The 16,032-nt window shown below is 45.0% G+C and carries 17 protein-coding genes; 11 read left to right on the top strand and 6 right to left on the bottom strand.

Going from position 1 to position 16,032, the window contains the following annotated elements; genetic code table 11:
* Positions 1-33: 33 nt before the first annotated feature.
* The gene (gene hutX / locus ELS82_RS02730) at positions 34-537 is read right to left on the bottom strand and encodes a heme utilization cystosolic carrier protein HutX (protein WP_134834124.1); all 504 of its coding nucleotides are present in this window, start codon (positions 535-537) and stop codon (positions 34-36) included.
* A gap of 283 nt (positions 538-820) precedes the next feature.
* Between hutX and ELS82_RS02725 the strand changes: the two genes are divergently transcribed.
* The 7 genes from ELS82_RS02725 to ELS82_RS02695 all read left to right on the top strand — a co-directional run bounded on the left by ELS82_RS02725 (position 821) and on the right by ELS82_RS02695 (position 6,158).
* Entirely contained in the window at positions 821-1,564 is a 744-nt protein-coding gene (locus ELS82_RS02725) for an energy transducer TonB (RefSeq protein ID WP_134834123.1), read from the top strand.
* Positions 1,564-2,250 (top strand): MotA/TolQ/ExbB proton channel family protein, encoded by a 687-nt coding sequence (locus ELS82_RS02720; RefSeq protein WP_134834122.1) that lies wholly within the window; start codon positions 1,564-1,566, stop codon positions 2,248-2,250. The genes ELS82_RS02725 and ELS82_RS02720 overlap by 1 nt, the downstream gene beginning before the upstream one ends.
* On the top strand, positions 2,247-2,660 hold the full coding sequence (locus tag ELS82_RS02715; RefSeq protein ID WP_134834121.1) for an ExbD/TolR family protein: 414 nt from the start codon (positions 2,247-2,249) through the stop codon (positions 2,658-2,660). Before ELS82_RS02720 ends, ELS82_RS02715 begins: the two co-directional genes overlap by 4 nt.
* Before the next feature lie 11 nt (positions 2,661-2,671).
* A complete protein-coding gene (locus ELS82_RS02710) occupies positions 2,672-3,517 on the top strand; it encodes a heme/hemin ABC transporter substrate-binding protein (protein WP_134834120.1) in 846 nt (281 codons plus the stop codon).
* Positions 3,518-3,529: 12 nt separating this feature from the next.
* Positions 3,530-4,567 (top strand): FecCD family ABC transporter permease, encoded by a 1,038-nt coding sequence (locus ELS82_RS02705; protein ID WP_134834119.1) that lies wholly within the window; start codon positions 3,530-3,532, stop codon positions 4,565-4,567.
* Positions 4,567-5,349, top strand: coding sequence for a heme ABC transporter ATP-binding protein (locus ELS82_RS02700; protein ID WP_134834118.1), 783 nt, complete (start codon positions 4,567-4,569; stop codon positions 5,347-5,349). Before ELS82_RS02705 ends, ELS82_RS02700 begins: the two co-directional genes overlap by 1 nt.
* A gap of 65 nt (positions 5,350-5,414) precedes the next feature.
* A complete protein-coding gene (locus tag ELS82_RS02695) occupies positions 5,415-6,158 on the top strand; it encodes a substrate-binding periplasmic protein (RefSeq protein WP_134834117.1) in 744 nt (247 codons plus the stop codon).
* 138 nt (positions 6,159-6,296) lie between these two features.
* Here the strand turns inward: ELS82_RS02695 and ppsR are convergent, their stop codons facing one another.
* Positions 6,297-7,130, bottom strand: coding sequence for a posphoenolpyruvate synthetase regulatory kinase/phosphorylase PpsR (ppsR, locus tag ELS82_RS02690; protein WP_134834116.1), 834 nt, complete (start codon positions 7,128-7,130; stop codon positions 6,297-6,299).
* A 173-nt stretch (positions 7,131-7,303) separates the two neighbouring features.
* On the opposite strand from ppsR, the gene ppsA reads away from it, so the two are divergent.
* Positions 7,304-9,673, top strand: a complete 2,370-nt coding sequence (gene ppsA / locus ELS82_RS02685) for a phosphoenolpyruvate synthase (RefSeq protein ID WP_134834115.1) — start codon at positions 7,304-7,306, stop codon at positions 9,671-9,673.
* 63 nt (positions 9,674-9,736) lie between these two features.
* Here the strand turns inward: ppsA and ompW are convergent, their stop codons facing one another.
* From ompW to ELS82_RS02665, 4 genes are all read right to left on the bottom strand, one after another.
* A complete protein-coding gene (gene ompW, locus ELS82_RS02680; RefSeq protein ID WP_134834114.1) occupies positions 9,737-10,384 on the bottom strand; it encodes an outer membrane protein OmpW in 648 nt (215 codons plus the stop codon).
* A gap of 237 nt (positions 10,385-10,621) precedes the next feature.
* Positions 10,622-11,914, bottom strand: a complete 1,293-nt coding sequence (shyA, locus tag ELS82_RS02675) for a peptidoglycan DD-endopeptidase ShyA (protein ID WP_502266702.1) — start codon at positions 11,912-11,914, stop codon at positions 10,622-10,624.
* A gap of 168 nt (positions 11,915-12,082) precedes the next feature.
* Positions 12,083-12,382 carry an isoamylase early set domain-containing protein gene (locus tag ELS82_RS02670; protein ID WP_134834113.1) on the bottom strand — a complete coding sequence of 100 codons (300 nt, stop codon included), beginning with the start codon at positions 12,380-12,382 and terminating at the stop codon, positions 12,083-12,085.
* Between the two features lie 100 nt (positions 12,383-12,482).
* On the bottom strand, positions 12,483-13,097 hold the full coding sequence (locus ELS82_RS02665; protein ID WP_134834112.1) for a hypothetical protein: 615 nt from the start codon (positions 13,095-13,097) through the stop codon (positions 12,483-12,485).
* 73 nt (positions 13,098-13,170) lie between these two features.
* Here ELS82_RS02665 and ELS82_RS02660 point away from each other — a divergent pair, with 73 nt between their 5' ends.
* From ELS82_RS02660 to ELS82_RS02650, 3 genes are all read left to right on the top strand, one after another.
* Positions 13,171-13,578 carry a GFA family protein gene (locus ELS82_RS02660; protein WP_134834111.1) on the top strand — a complete coding sequence of 136 codons (408 nt, stop codon included), beginning with the start codon at positions 13,171-13,173 and terminating at the stop codon, positions 13,576-13,578.
* A gap of 89 nt (positions 13,579-13,667) precedes the next feature.
* Positions 13,668-14,333 carry a YoaK family protein gene (locus tag ELS82_RS02655; protein WP_134834110.1) on the top strand — a complete coding sequence of 222 codons (666 nt, stop codon included), beginning with the start codon at positions 13,668-13,670 and terminating at the stop codon, positions 14,331-14,333.
* Positions 14,334-14,573: 240 nt separating this feature from the next.
* A complete protein-coding gene (locus tag ELS82_RS02650) occupies positions 14,574-15,944 on the top strand; it encodes a YjiH family protein (RefSeq protein ID WP_134834109.1) in 1,371 nt (456 codons plus the stop codon).
* Positions 15,945-16,032: the final 88 nt, after the last annotated feature.

Below are 16,032 nucleotides of genomic sequence, written 5' to 3'. Positions count from 1 at the left end.
ATACTCCTGACTTCTTTTATAATTTTATATCGATTAATTGCTAAATTCTTTCTGCCATTGTTTAAAAGTCGCGACTTGTTCTTCAATAAGTTCACGCTTTTCATTTCGGCCTAGGTAGACTTTAAACACGTTGTTACCTGCTTCGCAGAAGAAGCCGAAGTAATGGCTCTCTCGGCCCATAAATGGCTTACTGACCAGAGTAATATTCTTAATGTTATCCAGTTTTAGATGCCCGTGTAGCTCGCCTTCTCGGCCCATTAAGTTATAGTAACCTCTGGCTACTTTTCCTTTGGGGAATGGCGCCTTCACTTCAAAGATCGAGCCGAAAGAATGAACAATCGTTGTAACTGGGCCAAACCCGACCAGACTTTCCAATATCGACTGCGCCTGCTCTCCTGCAACGAGCGCAACCATCTCTTCTGGTAACGCTGCCACGGCTTCAAACTCTGAGACATTCAATTTTTCCGCTATCGCTGCGGGTAATAGTTTTGGCTCTTGCTCAATCAGTTGAGCGACTTGTTGTTTTAGTTCTTCCATTTCTCATTCCATTTGATCCGTCATAAATAAACCTAGCATACACCCTATGATAGGAGGAGCATCACCATTTACCCCCTAAAAAAGATTCATCAAATTTATAAATGGCCAATACTTCATAAACCTTCCAGCGCTTATCTGCTCTGGCTTCACGCGGTTATCTCAAAAACTGGACTCGATCATAAAATGGAGATAATGATAATGCAATTGATAATTGATCTTATTTGCATTGTGCGTAATAATCTTCCCCCCGTTTTGGAATTGGAAATCGAAAAAAGAGGACAATGTGAACATCAAGCGATACACCATAGCTGGCAGCCTGTCACTCGCCATTCACGCTGCGTTTGTTCTCATCGCGCAAGAACCGAAGGCCTTTGCAATGCCTGCAGGTGCGCAGTCCACGTCGGTTTCCATAAACTTTAAAACTGTCGCAACACCGCCTCCGCCAACGACTACAGCAGAACCTGTCACTCAAGCAGAGCCAACATCTCAACCACAAAAAAAGGTAACTCCTCCTAAGCCTAAGCAGACAGTGAAAAAGCCCATCCCAACCAAGAAAAAACCGGTGGTAAAGAAAAAAACTGTCGAAGCTAAGCCTAAGACGGCTAAATCAGCAATGACAAAAACGCCGGTTACCAAAGCAGAGCGCAAGCCTGTAGAGAAAGTCGTCAAGAAACAACCAACGCCTATCGAGGCTGAGCCGCAGGCTAAACCACAGCAAGTAAACCGTGGTGCGAGCGCTCAGCCAATGATGGTTGAAAGACCTTCATTTTTGACCCGACCAAGTGCGCCCAAATATCCTCGCCTTGCAAGAAAGCGCGGCGTTGAAGGGGTAGCACTTTACGAGGTATGGCTAGATGAAAACGGCCATCAAGTGAAACAAGTTCTGGTCTCCTCATCGGGTGCAACCATGCTCGATAAATCCGCGCTAGACGCGATCAAAAAATGGAAATTCTCCCCTCATACGGTTGGCGGTCAAAAGATGGCTCACCGCGTGCAAATCCCTGTTCGTTTTAAGTTGGATCGATAATGGAACAATTACAGCAAATACAACAACAGCTTGGCCTAATGACTTGGCCACTCATCATCTGTTCTGCCCTTACCCTTATGATTATCGCAGAACGCCTGTTCCAAGTTGTCATTAGTCTCGGTGTTGGTAAACGAGCCATACGTCAGGAGCTGAGTAATATCAGCCCAACCAACGGTAATGATATCGAAGCGTTGGCCAAGCAACTGTCTCCACGTCGGCCACTGCTCTACAAGGGCGTCGCGATGGTGCTTGCTCATCACTCTTTTCCGAAAACGCTTAGGGAAGACGCTGCGGGTATGTGGCTACAAGAAAAACGCCACCAGCTTAACTCTGGGCTACGACTATTGACTCTAATTGGCGTGATCAGTCCTTTGATTGGACTTCTTGGTACGGTACTTGGGCTTATTGAGATGTTTAAAGGCGTCGCCGCTTCGAGCGGAAACATTACGCCGAATGATCTTGCTGATGGCCTAGGTTTAGCGATGCGAACAACGGCGGCAGGCTTGTTAATTGCCCTTCCCGCAATCGCAGGCGCGCAGTTGCTTGGCCTTTGGGCTGACAAGGTGATGGCTAAGCTAGAACACACATTAAACTACGTTAACTTATGGCTTGAAGGCATCAGCCTCCAACACGTATCACCAGATAACCAAATCAACAAACGTCCACCTGTTGAGGCGACGCCATGATTAAGGTGAAGAGTGAAGAGAACCACTTTGGCTTGACACCGGATCTCACTCCCCTACTCGACATCATTTTTATTGTGATGGTGTTTTTGATGTTAACCGCTGCTGTAAAGTTAGATTCTCTCGAGGTGGACTTGCCCGCGGCGGATTCAAATGCAGTCTCAGTGATCGACACTCAATCTCTCACCATCAATATCCTTGATTCCGAGCCTTACTGGGCAATTGATGGCAAAGAGTACATAGACTGGGAAAGCTTTAAGCTCACCTTACTAGAAGAGCATCGCTCTAACAAAAGACCCATTGTGATTGGCGCAGATAAAACCGCTGACGTTCAGCACCTCGTTAAGCTCCTCGCCTTCTTACAAGAAAACGGAATTCAAGCGACACAGCTTCTCACGGAAGAATCAAAATAATAGAGTTCAACATGATCAAGAAAACATTTCTCACCACATTTACCGCCCTATCTTTATCACTAATGGCGATATCATCTTTCGCTAGCGAGCGCATTATCAGTGCCGGCAGTGCAGTGACAGAGTTGATCTTTGCGCTAGAGCAGCAAGACAAACTGGTTGCCGTTGACGTTACCAGTGAATTACCCGCAGATAAGCCGTTACCTAAAGTGGGCTACCACCGCCGTCTCTCTGCAGAAGGCCTATTGGCATTGGGCGCGAATCGTCTTATTGGCTCTGATGAGATGGGCCCACAAACAACACTCGACCAACTACGTTCAGCAGGGGTTAAAGTCGATATCGTCAACACTAAGTCTACGCCGCAAGGGCTGCTGCAACGCATTGATGAAATTGCCGCACTGACCGGATCTCAAAACAAAGCCAACGCGTTAAAAGCGCATGTATCGGACCAAATAGCCAACTTAGAAAATAACAAAGCGCAGCAAGGCTCAGCCAAAAAGGTGCTGTTCTTGCTTATCCATGAAGGACGCCCTGCTAACGTTGCTGGTCGTGACACCACACCGAACGCAATCATCGAGCTTGCAGGAGGCATCAACCCAGCGGCTGACAAACTGAGCTCTTATAAACCCCTGTCGAATGAAGCGATCGTTGAAATGCAGCCCGATGTCATTTTGGTCAGTGGTCGTAGCTACCAAACACTTGGTGGGGCAGATGAAATCCTGAAAAAACTGCCGTTACTCGCAGCGACACCTGCTGGCAAGAACAAGCAATTTATCCAGATCAGCGGTCATGCCTTGGTTGGCGGATTAGGCTTAAAGAGCCTGTCGGAAGCTGAGCGTTTAAGCGAACTACTCAAATAACGAGATAAGTTTATGTTGCTACGTCGTCTTCCGCTACCGTTTATCCTTTCGCTGTTTAGCGCAGCACTTATCGTTACTACCATTGGCTCAGTGACTGTTGGGCCAATGAACATCGGGTTTTGGGACAGTGTTCAAAGCTTAATACTGCAATCGGATCAGTTAGCCCCTCACATCAACTTAGTGATTCACGAAATCCGTTTTCCTCGCACCATCCTCTGCATGCTGGTTGGCGCTATTTTAGCGGTGTGCGGAACCGTCATGCAGGGGCTATTTCGCAATCCACTCGCAGAACCTGGAATCATCGGCGTGTCAGCGGGGGCATCTTTAGGTGCGGCGCTTGCTATCGTCTTATTTGCCGATCTTAGCAATCAGTACCCGCAATTTATGAATTTTGCTGCTGTACCTGTATTTGCCTTTTTAGGGGGAGCATTAACTACTGTGCTCGTCTACAAGTTAGGCACTAGTAAGATGGGCACATCGGTCACCATCATGCTATTGGCTGGCGTTGCCATCAGCGCGTTATCTGGTGCGGGGATCGGCTTTATGAACTTCATCGCGGATGATCAAATGCTCCGCGATTTATCGCTTTGGTCGATGGGGTCATTAGCAGGGGCAAACTGGAGTAGCATTATGTTATGCACAGTAACTTTAGTTGGCCTGATGTTTATTTTCATCAAGAAGTCCATGGCGCTCAATGCCCTACTTCTTGGTGAGGCTGAAGCAAATCATCTTGGTATCCCTGTCCAGCGACTGAAACGTCAGCTTATTTTGTTGACCGCGGTCGGCGTTGGCGTGACCGTGAGTGTTTCAGGAATGATCGGCTTTATTGGCTTAGTCATTCCCCACTTGGGCCGAATGTTGTCAGGTCCAGACCATCGCACTCTACTACCAATTTCAGCCCTGATGGGGGCACTCCTGCTCACCTTTGCCGATATGTTTTCGCGCATAGCGGTGGCACCAGCAGAGCTACCAGTAGGCATAGTGACCGCGTTGATTGGCGCACCATTTTTCATCTACTTACTGTTCAAGCAAAAAGGGAGAATCATCTGATGAGTAAAGTCGTTCTTTCAGGTAAACATATTTCCATTCAATTTGGGCAGCGCAAGATTCTGGATGACATCACTATCGACATACGCGCGGGTGAAGTCACCACCCTGTTGGGCCCTAATGGAGCAGGTAAAAGTACTTTGCTAAAGCTGTTATGTGGCGAAATCCCGTCTGACAGTGATATCACTTACTTTGGTCAGAAGCGCAAAGACTGGAAGCCAGCCGAGCTCGCTAAACACTTAGGAATGCTTCCTCAGCATAGTACGCTCAGCTTCCCTTTTTTAGCGCGAGAAGTGGTTGAGTTAGGCGCTATTCCTTTAAACGCGCCGAACAAGCAAGCTCAAGCTTTGGCGGATAAATACATGGCGATGACGGAAGTCACTCACCTTAGCGACAGGCTCTATCCATCATTATCAGGAGGAGAAAAACAGCGCCTTCACCTAGCGCGAGTGTTGGTTCAGCTCGATCAAGCGGGTGAGCAAAAGATATTGATGCTCGATGAGCCGACATCAGCCCTTGATCTCGCCCACCAGCACAACACGCTCAAAATCGCCCGCTACTTGGCCGACGAATTTAATACCGGTGTCGTAGTTGTCTTGCATGACCTTAACTTAGCCTCTCAGTATTCCGATCGATTAGTCGTTTTACATCAAGGAAAACTGGTCTGTGACGACACGCCGTGGAACGCATTGACTCCATCCATGGTCGAACAGGTTTATGGTTATCAATCACTGATCACCCAACACCCGACACTCGGTTTCCCGATGGTGTACCCAGCGGCATAAAGCAGTTCGATAGGTTAGCAAACCTTATCTATACTCAAGTTATTGCGCTTGAGGAACACTTTCTAATGCTTCGGTTTACTGACATCACCGTGGTCTGCGTTATCACACTCGTGAGCTTCACAGTCCACGCTAACAACACGAATTTCACTCATGTCCGCGTGTGTGGGGACGCCATTGATTGGCCACCTTACACTTATGTTAAAGATGAGGAAGCATACGGGTTTGATATTGATGTCCTCAACGAAGCCTTGATGAAGCAAGGTGTCAGCTATGAAATCACGATGACCTCATGGTCACGCTGTTTGAAAGGAACTAAAAGTGGAGAATTTGATTTGGCAGTCAGCGCCTCATACAACCGTAACAGAGATAACGACTATATCTATACCGAGTGGTACTACAGCATTACCCCTTATTACATTTATTCAACTCATCGCTTTCCTCAAGGGCTCACCATTACCAACATAAAGGAACTATCGGACTATAAATTATGTGGTAATCATGGCTACAATTACGCCGATTTTGGGCTTGGCGAAATTATCCGTGCTGGCAATTCTGTAAAGGATGTGTTGACCAAGCTTGAGCAAGGAAACTGTGAGGTTTACCTTAATTGGATTGAAATCATTGACGGTATTAAAACGGTTTGGGGCATTGACTATATTTCTGGTGATCTAGTAGCCCAAGCGATACCTGATATGCCATCACACAAATTCTACATGCTGATATCAAGAGAATTTCCCGGACGAAATAAGCTAAAATCGATTCTGGACTCGTACTTACGTTCAGTGCAAAACAACTCTCACTCCGATTAACTATAATCGCTGTTCTCTTTTCTATACATCGAATGCAGACAACAACTCTGCCCTTGAAGATTCAGCCCAAACTTTGGAATTCTGCGCACCTCATGCAGCGATTCAAAAGAGACAATAAATCGCTGCTGAGAGAAGGCTCTATAAAAGTCGGCGACGAAGTCCTGTGCGTTCAAGAACGCGTGTCGATATTTCTTCTACCGACAGTGAAGAAGTATTGATATAAGGGATCGCTTCTCGGCGAAACAGAGCTTCGACCGTTTGCAGTTCATGCAGACACTGCTCATTGCTGGCGTAGTCACTTCCCGCGAGGCGGTTTTCTCGAATTTCGGTCAATCGTTCTGGATTAATGGTCAAACCGAACAATTTGTGGCGGTGAATTTCAAACTCAGGCAACAGCTTCATGCGTGCAAGATCATCATCAATGAAAGGATAATTCACCACACGTAAGCCAAACTGCATCGCCATATAAAGACTGGTTGGCGTTTTTCCACTGCGTGATACGCCGAGTAAGATGATATCGGCCTCTTCCAGTCCCTTTAGCGTAATACCATCATCGTGCGCTAGCGTGTATTCAATCGCCGCGATACGGTCAAAGTATTTGTCTGAGTCGCGACCGACACTGCGTGAGCGTTGCAGTTTTGGCTTAGGTTGCATCTGAATATCATCTTGGACCTTCTGCACAATACTCTCTAGTACGTCGTAGCCGTACGAATTGGAATCGAGCAAGCGTTGACGAAACTCTGGAATCACGATGGAAAAGAAAACCAATGGTTTAATCCCATTCTTTTGGTATGAAGTTTCAATTTCTTTAAGTAAGTCAGTTAATTTGTCCTCACTTTCAACAAACGGAAAGGTTTTTTCATAAGCTTTGAAGGGGAATTGACCCAGAACAACATGCCCTAATGTCTCACATGTTATCGCCGTTCCATCAGAAACATAGAATACATCACGACTTTGAATATCAATTTGCATTTTATTTTAAACTTTAAAATTCTTTTGAGTAGGATAGTAGCCATAATATCGATAATAAAACCCGGCTTGCTGTTACGGCCCCCACAGCTTTAAAAATTCATTGCGAATTTTTTTGAGTTTTTACGTAATCGTTTGCCTTATCCCTACAAAGCTGCAATGTTCTGGAGAAAGACATGCAAAAGAACACCCTCTGGTTCGATGGTTTATCCATGGAAGATGTCGACAAAGTCGGCGGTAAAAACGCTTCTTTGGGCGAAATGGTTTCTAACCTGTCCAATGCTGGCGTATCGGTACCTAATGGTTTCGCGACAACCTCCCATGCGTTCAACCAATTTCTAGATTTTGAAGGCCTTGATGATCGTATTCATCAACTTCTTGATGAGCTAGATGTTGACGACGTTGACGCTCTGCGTAAGACAGGCGCAACTATTCGTCAATGGGTTTTAGAAGCCCCATTCCCTGCCGACCTTGAGCAGGATATTCGCAACAACTACCAAGAACTGATTGGTGGCAACGATGAACTGTCAGTAGCGGTTCGTTCATCAGCCACTGCCGAAGATCTACCCGATGCTTCGTTCGCAGGTCAGCAAGAAACCTTCCTTAATGTGAAAGGGATTGATGCTGTCTTAGAAGCAACCAAGCACGTTTACGCCTCATTGTTTAACGACCGCGCAATTTCATACCGCGTTCACCAAGGTTTCGACCATCGTGGCATTTCCCTGTCAGCGGGCATCCAACGCATGGTTCGCTCAGACAAAGCATCGTCAGGGGTTATGTTCACTCTCGACACTGAGTCTGGCTTTGATCAAGTGGTCTTCATTACCTCATCTTGGGGCTTAGGAGAGATGGTTGTACAAGGCGCCGTTAACCCTGATGAGTTCTATGTACACAAGCCAATGCTTGAAGCGGGCCAATACCCTATCGTGAAGAAAACCTTCGGCTCTAAGCTTATTAAGATGATCTACTCAACCAACCAAGAGATTGGTAAGCAAGTTGATATCATCGATACCTCTTCACAAGAGCAAAACGAATTCTCTCTCAACGATGAAGAAATCAAAGAGTTAGCAAAACAAGCGATGATCATCGAGAAACACTACCAACGTCCTATGGACATTGAGTGGGCAAAAGATGGCATTGATGGCAAGCTATACATTGTTCAGGCGCGTCCAGAAACGGTTTGTTCTCAGAGCGAGCAAAATGTGATTGAGCGTTATGAGCTCAATAATAAAGCTGATGTACTTATCGAAGGTCGAGCGATCGGTCAGCGCATTGGCTCTGGCCCTGTTCGTTTGGTTGACTCTCTTGACCAAATGTCTCTGGTTCAAGAAGGTGACGTTCTAGTAACAGACATGACCGACCCTGATTGGGAACCGGTAATGAAGAAAGCCTCTGCGATTGTTACAAACCGCGGCGGCCGTACTTGTCACGCAGCTATCATTGCTCGTGAACTAGGTATTCCGGCGATTGTTGGCTGTGGTAACGCAACCAGCGACCTGACTGATGGTTCAACGGTAACTGTCTCTTGTGCTGAAGGCGAAACAGGTTATGTTTACCAAGGTGAGCTAGAGTTCGAAATCAAACGTTCTGCGGTTGACGAATTGCCAATGCTGCCGACCAAAGTAATGATGAATGTGGGTAACCCAGATCGTGCATTCGACTTTGCTCAAATCCCTAACGAAGGGGTTGGCCTAGCTCGACTAGAGTTCATCATCAACAAGATGATCGGTATCCACCCTAAAGCCTTGCTTAACTTCGATGAACAAAGTGATGAGCTAAAAACTGAGATCAATCAGCGCATCCGTGGCTACAAAGATCCAATTGATTTCTATGTAAGTAAGCTAACGGAAGGTATTGCAACGATCGCTTCTGCTTTCTGGCCTAAGCGCGTGATTGTGCGTATGTCGGATTTTAAATCGAACGAGTACAGCAACCTTGTCGGCGGCAAAGGCTTTGAACCGCACGAAGAAAACCCAATGCTTGGTTTCCGTGGTGCTTCTCGTTACATTTCTCCGGTATTTGAAGACTGTTTTGAGCTAGAAACACAAGCGATTAAACGTGTTCGCAATGAAATGGGCCTTAAGAACGTTGAGATTATGATCCCGTTTGTTCGTACGCCAAGCGAAGCTGCATCGGTTATCGACTTACTGGCTAAATTTGACCTGCGACGTGGCGATCAGGGCCTAAAAGTCATCATGATGTGCGAACTGCCTTCCAACGCAGTGCTAGCCGAAGAGTTCTTGAAGTACTTTGACGGATTCTCAATCGGTTCGAACGACATGACTCAGCTAACGCTTGGCCTAGACCGCGACTCTGGCGACGTGGCTCACTTGTTTGATGAGCGTAACCCTGCCGTGAAAGCAATGTTGAAGATGGCTATTGATGCAGCAACGAAAGCGGGTAAATATGTCGGTATTTGTGGCCAAGGCCCATCCGATCATGATGATCTTGCCGAGTGGCTAATGGATCAAGGTATCAGCTCTGTATCACTAAACCCTGATACGGTTATCGACACTTGGCTCAAGCTGGGCAAAGTAAGTCAATAACACCTTGAATTGATAACAGTAAAAAGGCTTCCAGTAGGAAGCCTTTTTTAATTCGCTGTATGATTAGAACTTGTAACCGCCGCCAATCATAAATACCCATGGGTCAATGGTTACATCAGTCGAAAACTCTTGCGCACCAGCAGTGTATTTTGCAGTGGTTTCAATATCTGCATACCAAACTGACGCATTGAGGAACCAATCATCATTAAGCATATAATCCACACCTGCATTAGCCGCTAGACCCCATGAATCATCAAGTGACAGATTACTTAAACCAGCCCCTGTCCCTGTGCTATTTAATTCTTCATCAAAGAAAACTGTGTAGTTGATACCAGCACCTACGTAAGGGCGAAGGTCACTTTCTGCTTCACCGAAGTAGTATTGAATCATAAAGGTTGGTGGTAGATGCTTAGTTTCTGCAATTTCACCTAACCCACCGTGGTTAGTTGAAATTTTGTGAGAAAACGGCGTTGCGGCTAGCACTTCAAAACTGATATTGTCAGTAAACATGTAGCCAACAGTAAGACCAAGTTGAATGTTTGAATCTACTGAGAATTTACTGCCCGGGTTATTAAGCACGTCACCACTGCTATCATTTGGCACTACAGCTGCTAGCCCACCACGTACAATAAAGTCGCCCTCTTTATGAGCAAAAGCGTTTGCAGAGGCAAGAGTAGCTAACACAGTCAGGCTTAAGAGTGTTTTTTTCATTGTGATTTCCTTTTGTAGGGTTTTGTTTTAATTGATTGAAGGAATCATTGTTATTTGCGCCGCAAAGTAGCACATAAAAACCTTACAAAATTGAGGGAAATCAATTTGTGAAAATTATTGGTTATGCATTGTGTTTTTTATCTACACGATCACTAAAATTTGTAACATTCTTTACAACTATGTAGTGCAACTTTTATGTTCATCACGTAATAAAAAAGCTCCCGAAGGAGCTTTTTACTAACTTGCTGTATTGCTACTTGAAGACTTAGCGAGTTCTAACTCTTTTTGTCTTAGCATGGTATCCATCTCGTGACGACGAGCTTCAAATGCTGCCATTTGACTCTTAGGCACTGAATTCGCCATTGGAATATTCGCCTTCATTGCGTTCACTGGTCGACCGCGGTCAATCAATTCATAGTGAATATGAGGCCCAGTAACACGCCCTGTCGCGCCAGATAAACCAATTCTCTGACCACGAGAGACTTTCTGACCTTTACGAACCAGAATCTTACTTAGGTGTAAGTAACGCGTTTTGTAGCGGCTGCCATGCTGAACAACCACGTAATTACCCGCATAAGGGTGTTTACGAGTCATCACCACGACACCATCACCTGTTGAAACAATAGGTGTACCCGTTGGTACGGCCCAGTCCGTTCCGTTGTGAGGAGAAACTCTTCCAGTCACTGGATGCTTACGGTATGGGTTAAAGTTAGAGCTCAAGCGATAGCCCCCATTTACGGGTCTACGCTGGAACGCACGCTGGAGACTGTCACCATTTTGGTCATAGTATTGACCATCTGAGTGAAGATAAGCAGAAAACTCTCGACCTTGGTTGAAAATCTTAACCGCTTGGATTTCACGGTTACCCGTTAGTTTGTCATCAACAAACTGACGCGATTGAACGACCTCAAAGCGATCTCCAGCACGAAGATCGCGAGCAAAGTTCACTTTGTCTTTCAACAAGGCGACCACTTGTTCGATCTCACTTTTTCCTAGACCTAGTGCATTAACGGACGTTGAGAAACTGCCGTTAATCTCGCCTACCAGTGGGAAGGACTTCCACACACCAGGAATTTTAATATCCTTAAACTCATAGCTCCCATCATCTAAACGGCTATATACCGCTCTCTCAACAAGGGTAAACTCAAGTTCCATCTTGTTTAGTGCACCAGTTTCCTCATCGCGCCAAAAACGTAGCTTGTTGCCAGGCTTAAGTGTATCAAGTGCGAGGAAGTTAAGATCCGTTTCCATGATCTTCATTAGCTCGCTGTAACCAAAACCAAGCTGTTCAAAAATGCTGCTTAGGTTGTCACCGGCCTGGATGACATACTCATAATTTGGGCGATCTTCGATCAAGTCTTGTTCCATCAAGATGTTGTTCACAATCTTCGATTCTGGAAGTGATAACTCGATAGTTCGCTGGGTGCCGCTATGGTCCGAAGTTGTTGAAACTGCAATCGCCGCAATAACTGGAACAGTCAACGCCATCATCCTTTTCGGCATAGATAGCGCTTGGAAGCGGGACTTCAAACTTCTAGATTGCACAGTGTGACCTATAGATAGAAATAAACAGAGGGCTTAAGGGTACAAATTTGTCTATTGATTGTCACCTTTGGATTGTGAATTTTCACAGAAAAAGGGCGTGTAAAACGCCCTTTTATTCGCAAAATTTAACAATTTCATTCGATTACATATCGACTACTGATAAGTAGAGACCAAACTGTTGTCTTCACCGAAACCATTTGGTTGGTAGTGATCCGCATTGACGTCGTTAATCCACTTCTCATTATCAACCAGATAACGGAACTCAAACTGACTATCTTTTGGTAACCGGACACGAAACTTATAAGACTTCGACTTTGCGACCTTTTTCATCGCAGTCGGTTTCCAATCCAAAAAGTCCGCTACGATAGCTATCGATTGATCGACTTCGCTTTCCGCCACCTCGAATGTCACTTCCACTTCGTCTTTTGTTTTAAAAAAACGTTTATTGATCATGTTTACTCCCTTAACGACAAATGATTCCATCTCACTACTTAACAGTACAAATCATAAGCAATATGTCGCACATTCTCAATGTCGAATCAAACAACAGCTTTTATTGACTGATTAACTCCCCTTTATCTGACACGATAAATGCGCGCTTCACCTGCTTCGAAGGAGTCTCTGCCATTGCTTGGCTCTTCTCATGTTCAAGGAAAGTAATCACGACACTTTGTTTCTCTCCCTCTTCTAAGCTCAGGACATCAATACGATCACCGAGCAGCACAGAGTCTTGGGTAATCAATCGGTTGCGAAACTCGTCATATTGCGAAAGCATTAAATAGTAGAATTGACCGCTGCCTTGATTGCTCAACGCTAAAACAGAAATATGAGTATTGCTGTCCAAGCTCACTATCTGCTGACTATCAATCGTTACCACGCCACGTTCGGCGCCATCTTCGTAACTCCCTTTTAATAGGTTTCCTTGCACCACATCGTCTATAAATGTAAATGCACTACTGTCTGGGATTTTCACCGTCCATGGGTTTGGCGTTCGAATACCAAATACAGACTGCATAATGGCATCTTGGCTAGAGACTTGGCTTGGAAACTTGGCCAATATCTCTTCATCAGACAAGCTAAAACGATAAATTCCTGCCACAGCGACTATGATTAGTAATACGATAGGAATCAAAAGAATAAGAGGTATAGGTAAAAGACGTTTCTTCATGAGGCGAGGAATAATTCATTAAGTTTCAAGATAATTGAAGCGTCATGGTAACAGGCAATTGAAAGGAGACAAAATGGAGCAATCACATAAAATCCGAATAGCCGACTGTAGCTGCGGTCAAGTGAGCCTCGTCTGTCGAGGAGAACCAACGCGTACTGCAATTTGCCACTGTTTCGAATGTCAAAAACGCACCGGAAGCGTGTTCGGTGTGCAAGCACGCTTTCATAAAGAACAGGTTTCATTTAGTGGTGACATGGTTGAATACACCCGTCTTAGTGATTCAGGAAGTGAGGTGACATACTCATTCTGTCCACGGTGCAGCACCACTATGTTACTTAAACTCCATGCGGCCACTGATTATATTGTTATTCCTGTCGGAGTTTTTAATGAGCAAGACTTACCCACTCCAAGCTTTTCTATCTATGAAGAAAGAAAAACGGGCTGGGTTAAATTTGATTGCCAGATGGAACATTACCTTTAATTGTCAGGGATCAACAATTAACTCAAACTTTGCCTACCGCTCCTCAATCAGTAGCACTATAATTTCGCTCTAATTCTAAGGAGCGTATTTTGATTTCCAAACTTCCACGTTGGGTAGAATCAGGAGCTTTTCTACTTGCCTTACTTGCCGGAACCGTTAATGCAGTAGGCTTACTCGGGTTTTCTCATCAAGCAGTGTCACACATATCAGGAACCGTAACACTGCTTGGTACCTCACTTGAAGCCTTCAACCAGCAAACAGGCCATCTGTTTTTCATTTTGATGAGCTTCTTACTCGGCGCAACATTAAGCGGCGTGTTTATTGAAAGCACTGCATTAAAGTTAGGCCGCCGTTATGGGGTTGCACTATGTATTGAGAGTCTGTTGTTGTTGCTGGCTTACTGGCTACTAAAAAACGACTTCCAATCAGGACAGTACCTTGCTTCTGCCGCATGTGGCTTACAAAATGCGATGCTGACCACCTTTAGTGGAGCGGTTGTTCGTACCACACACATGACAGGCATCATCACCGATCTTGGGCTGATGATCGGTGCGAAACTGCGCGGAGAAAAGTTTGATTACCGGAAAGCCAAACTGTTTCTGTTTATATTCGTTGGTTTTTTATCCGGCGGCATCATAGGTGCAAAACTGTATTCTCACTATCAAATTGCTGCCTTGCTCGGCCCAGTGATGCTATCTGCTCTACTTGCAGTCACCTATTGGGGCTTTATCTCAACACGGCAGATTCACAAATAATCCGCATCAATTCTTGATACAAACAAGCAAACAAATTAACATTAACAAAACATTTATCTAAACATCTATTAATGGACGACTTTTTATCATGAATAGTTAGCCCTATTTATTGAATAGTATTGCAAGAACAGCAAAAAGCCATTACTCTTGCGGCCATTCTGATAAATATGGACGTTTAGTGAATATATATGCCATTCGGATTGGCTGTTAATATTTGACTAGTTGTACCTCGAGAAACATATGCAAAACAACGCTCAAGCACCAGAACAGACGGAAAGTAAAGGTAACTTTTGGATATTCTTTATTCCTTCATTGATTGGCCTATTCCTATTTATGGCTCCAGTCAGTTATGAAGGGGATATTACAATTCCTGTCGCTGTCCTAGCGAAATCAATTCAAGCGATTTTTGGTGAAAACCTCGTCACTATTGTGACAAGTATCATCGCGTTTATGGCAGTAGCGTCTGTTCTATGTCGCATAAAAACACCCGCATTTATCGCCAACAGCGAGTTCCTAAACGGCTTGTTTAATCCAAGTCCGTTGTGGTTATTGGTTCGTGTGATCGGTGGCTTAGCAGTTGCGATGACGTTTTTCCAAGTCGGCCCAGAAGCCGTATGGGAAGAAAATACAGGTGGTCTAGTACTAGAAGGTTTACTGCCGACTCTGTTTTCTGTATTCATTTTTGCAGGTCTGTTACTCCCTCTTCTACTTAACTTCGGTCTGCTTGAGCTGTTTGGTACGCTTCTTAGCAAGATTATGCGACCAGTGTTTAACCTGCCTGGACGCAGTGCTATCGATTGTATGGCATCTTGGTTAGGTGACGGCTCTGTCGGTATTCTTCTAACAAGCAAGCAATACGAGAACAAATTCTACACTCAGCGTGAAGCTGCAGTTGTTGGTACCACTTTCTCTGCTGTATCAATCACATTTAGCCTTGTTGTTATTGCTCAGGTTGAACTTGAACACTTATTCCTACCCTTCTACGGTGCAATTTGTTTAGCCGGTCTAGTTGCCGCTATCATCATCCCTCGTTTGCCACCTTTAAGCCGTAAGAAAAATGAATTTATTGATGGTAGTAAGCCACATAAAGACGCTGACGCGATCCCAGAAGGACATACGACGTTCTCATGGGGGCTAGAGCTTGCACTTAAAAAGTCAGCTCAAGTTAAGTCTGTAAAAGGTGTATTCGGAGAAGGTGTCCGAAACGCAGTAGATATGGTGTTTGGCGTTTTACCTGTTGTGATGGGATTAGGTACGATTGCGCTGATCATTGCTGAATACACATCTGTATTTAGTATCCTAGGCCAACCATTTATTCCTTTCTTAGAGCTACTGGGTGTCCCTGAAGCAGCCGCCGCATCTGAAACAATCGTGGTTGGTTTTGCAGATATGTTTATTCCTGCCATTTTAGCCGCTTCAATCGATAACGAGATGACTCGATTTGTCATCGCTGCAATGTCAGTTACTCAGCTAATTTATATGTCAGAAGTCGGCGCGCTACTGTTAGGTAGCCGCATTCCGGTCAACATCTTTGAGTTATTCGCCATCTTCATCTTGCGAACGCTCATTACACTGCCCGTAATCGCAGGCGTTGCCCACCTCATCTTCTAACTGTTTAATTTTAAAAGCCCCAGATTTGGGGCTTTTTTATATCTATGTTTCATACAGCGATTTAACCCCAACACCTCAGAAGGCGAGA

The organism is Vibrio ouci (assembly GCF_004551525.1).
In the GTDB taxonomy this organism is placed as follows: domain Bacteria; phylum Pseudomonadota; class Gammaproteobacteria; order Enterobacterales; family Vibrionaceae; genus Vibrio; species Vibrio ouci.
The sequence above is the reverse complement of the archived record's forward strand: the minus strand, read 5'-3'. Positions and strand labels throughout refer to the sequence as shown.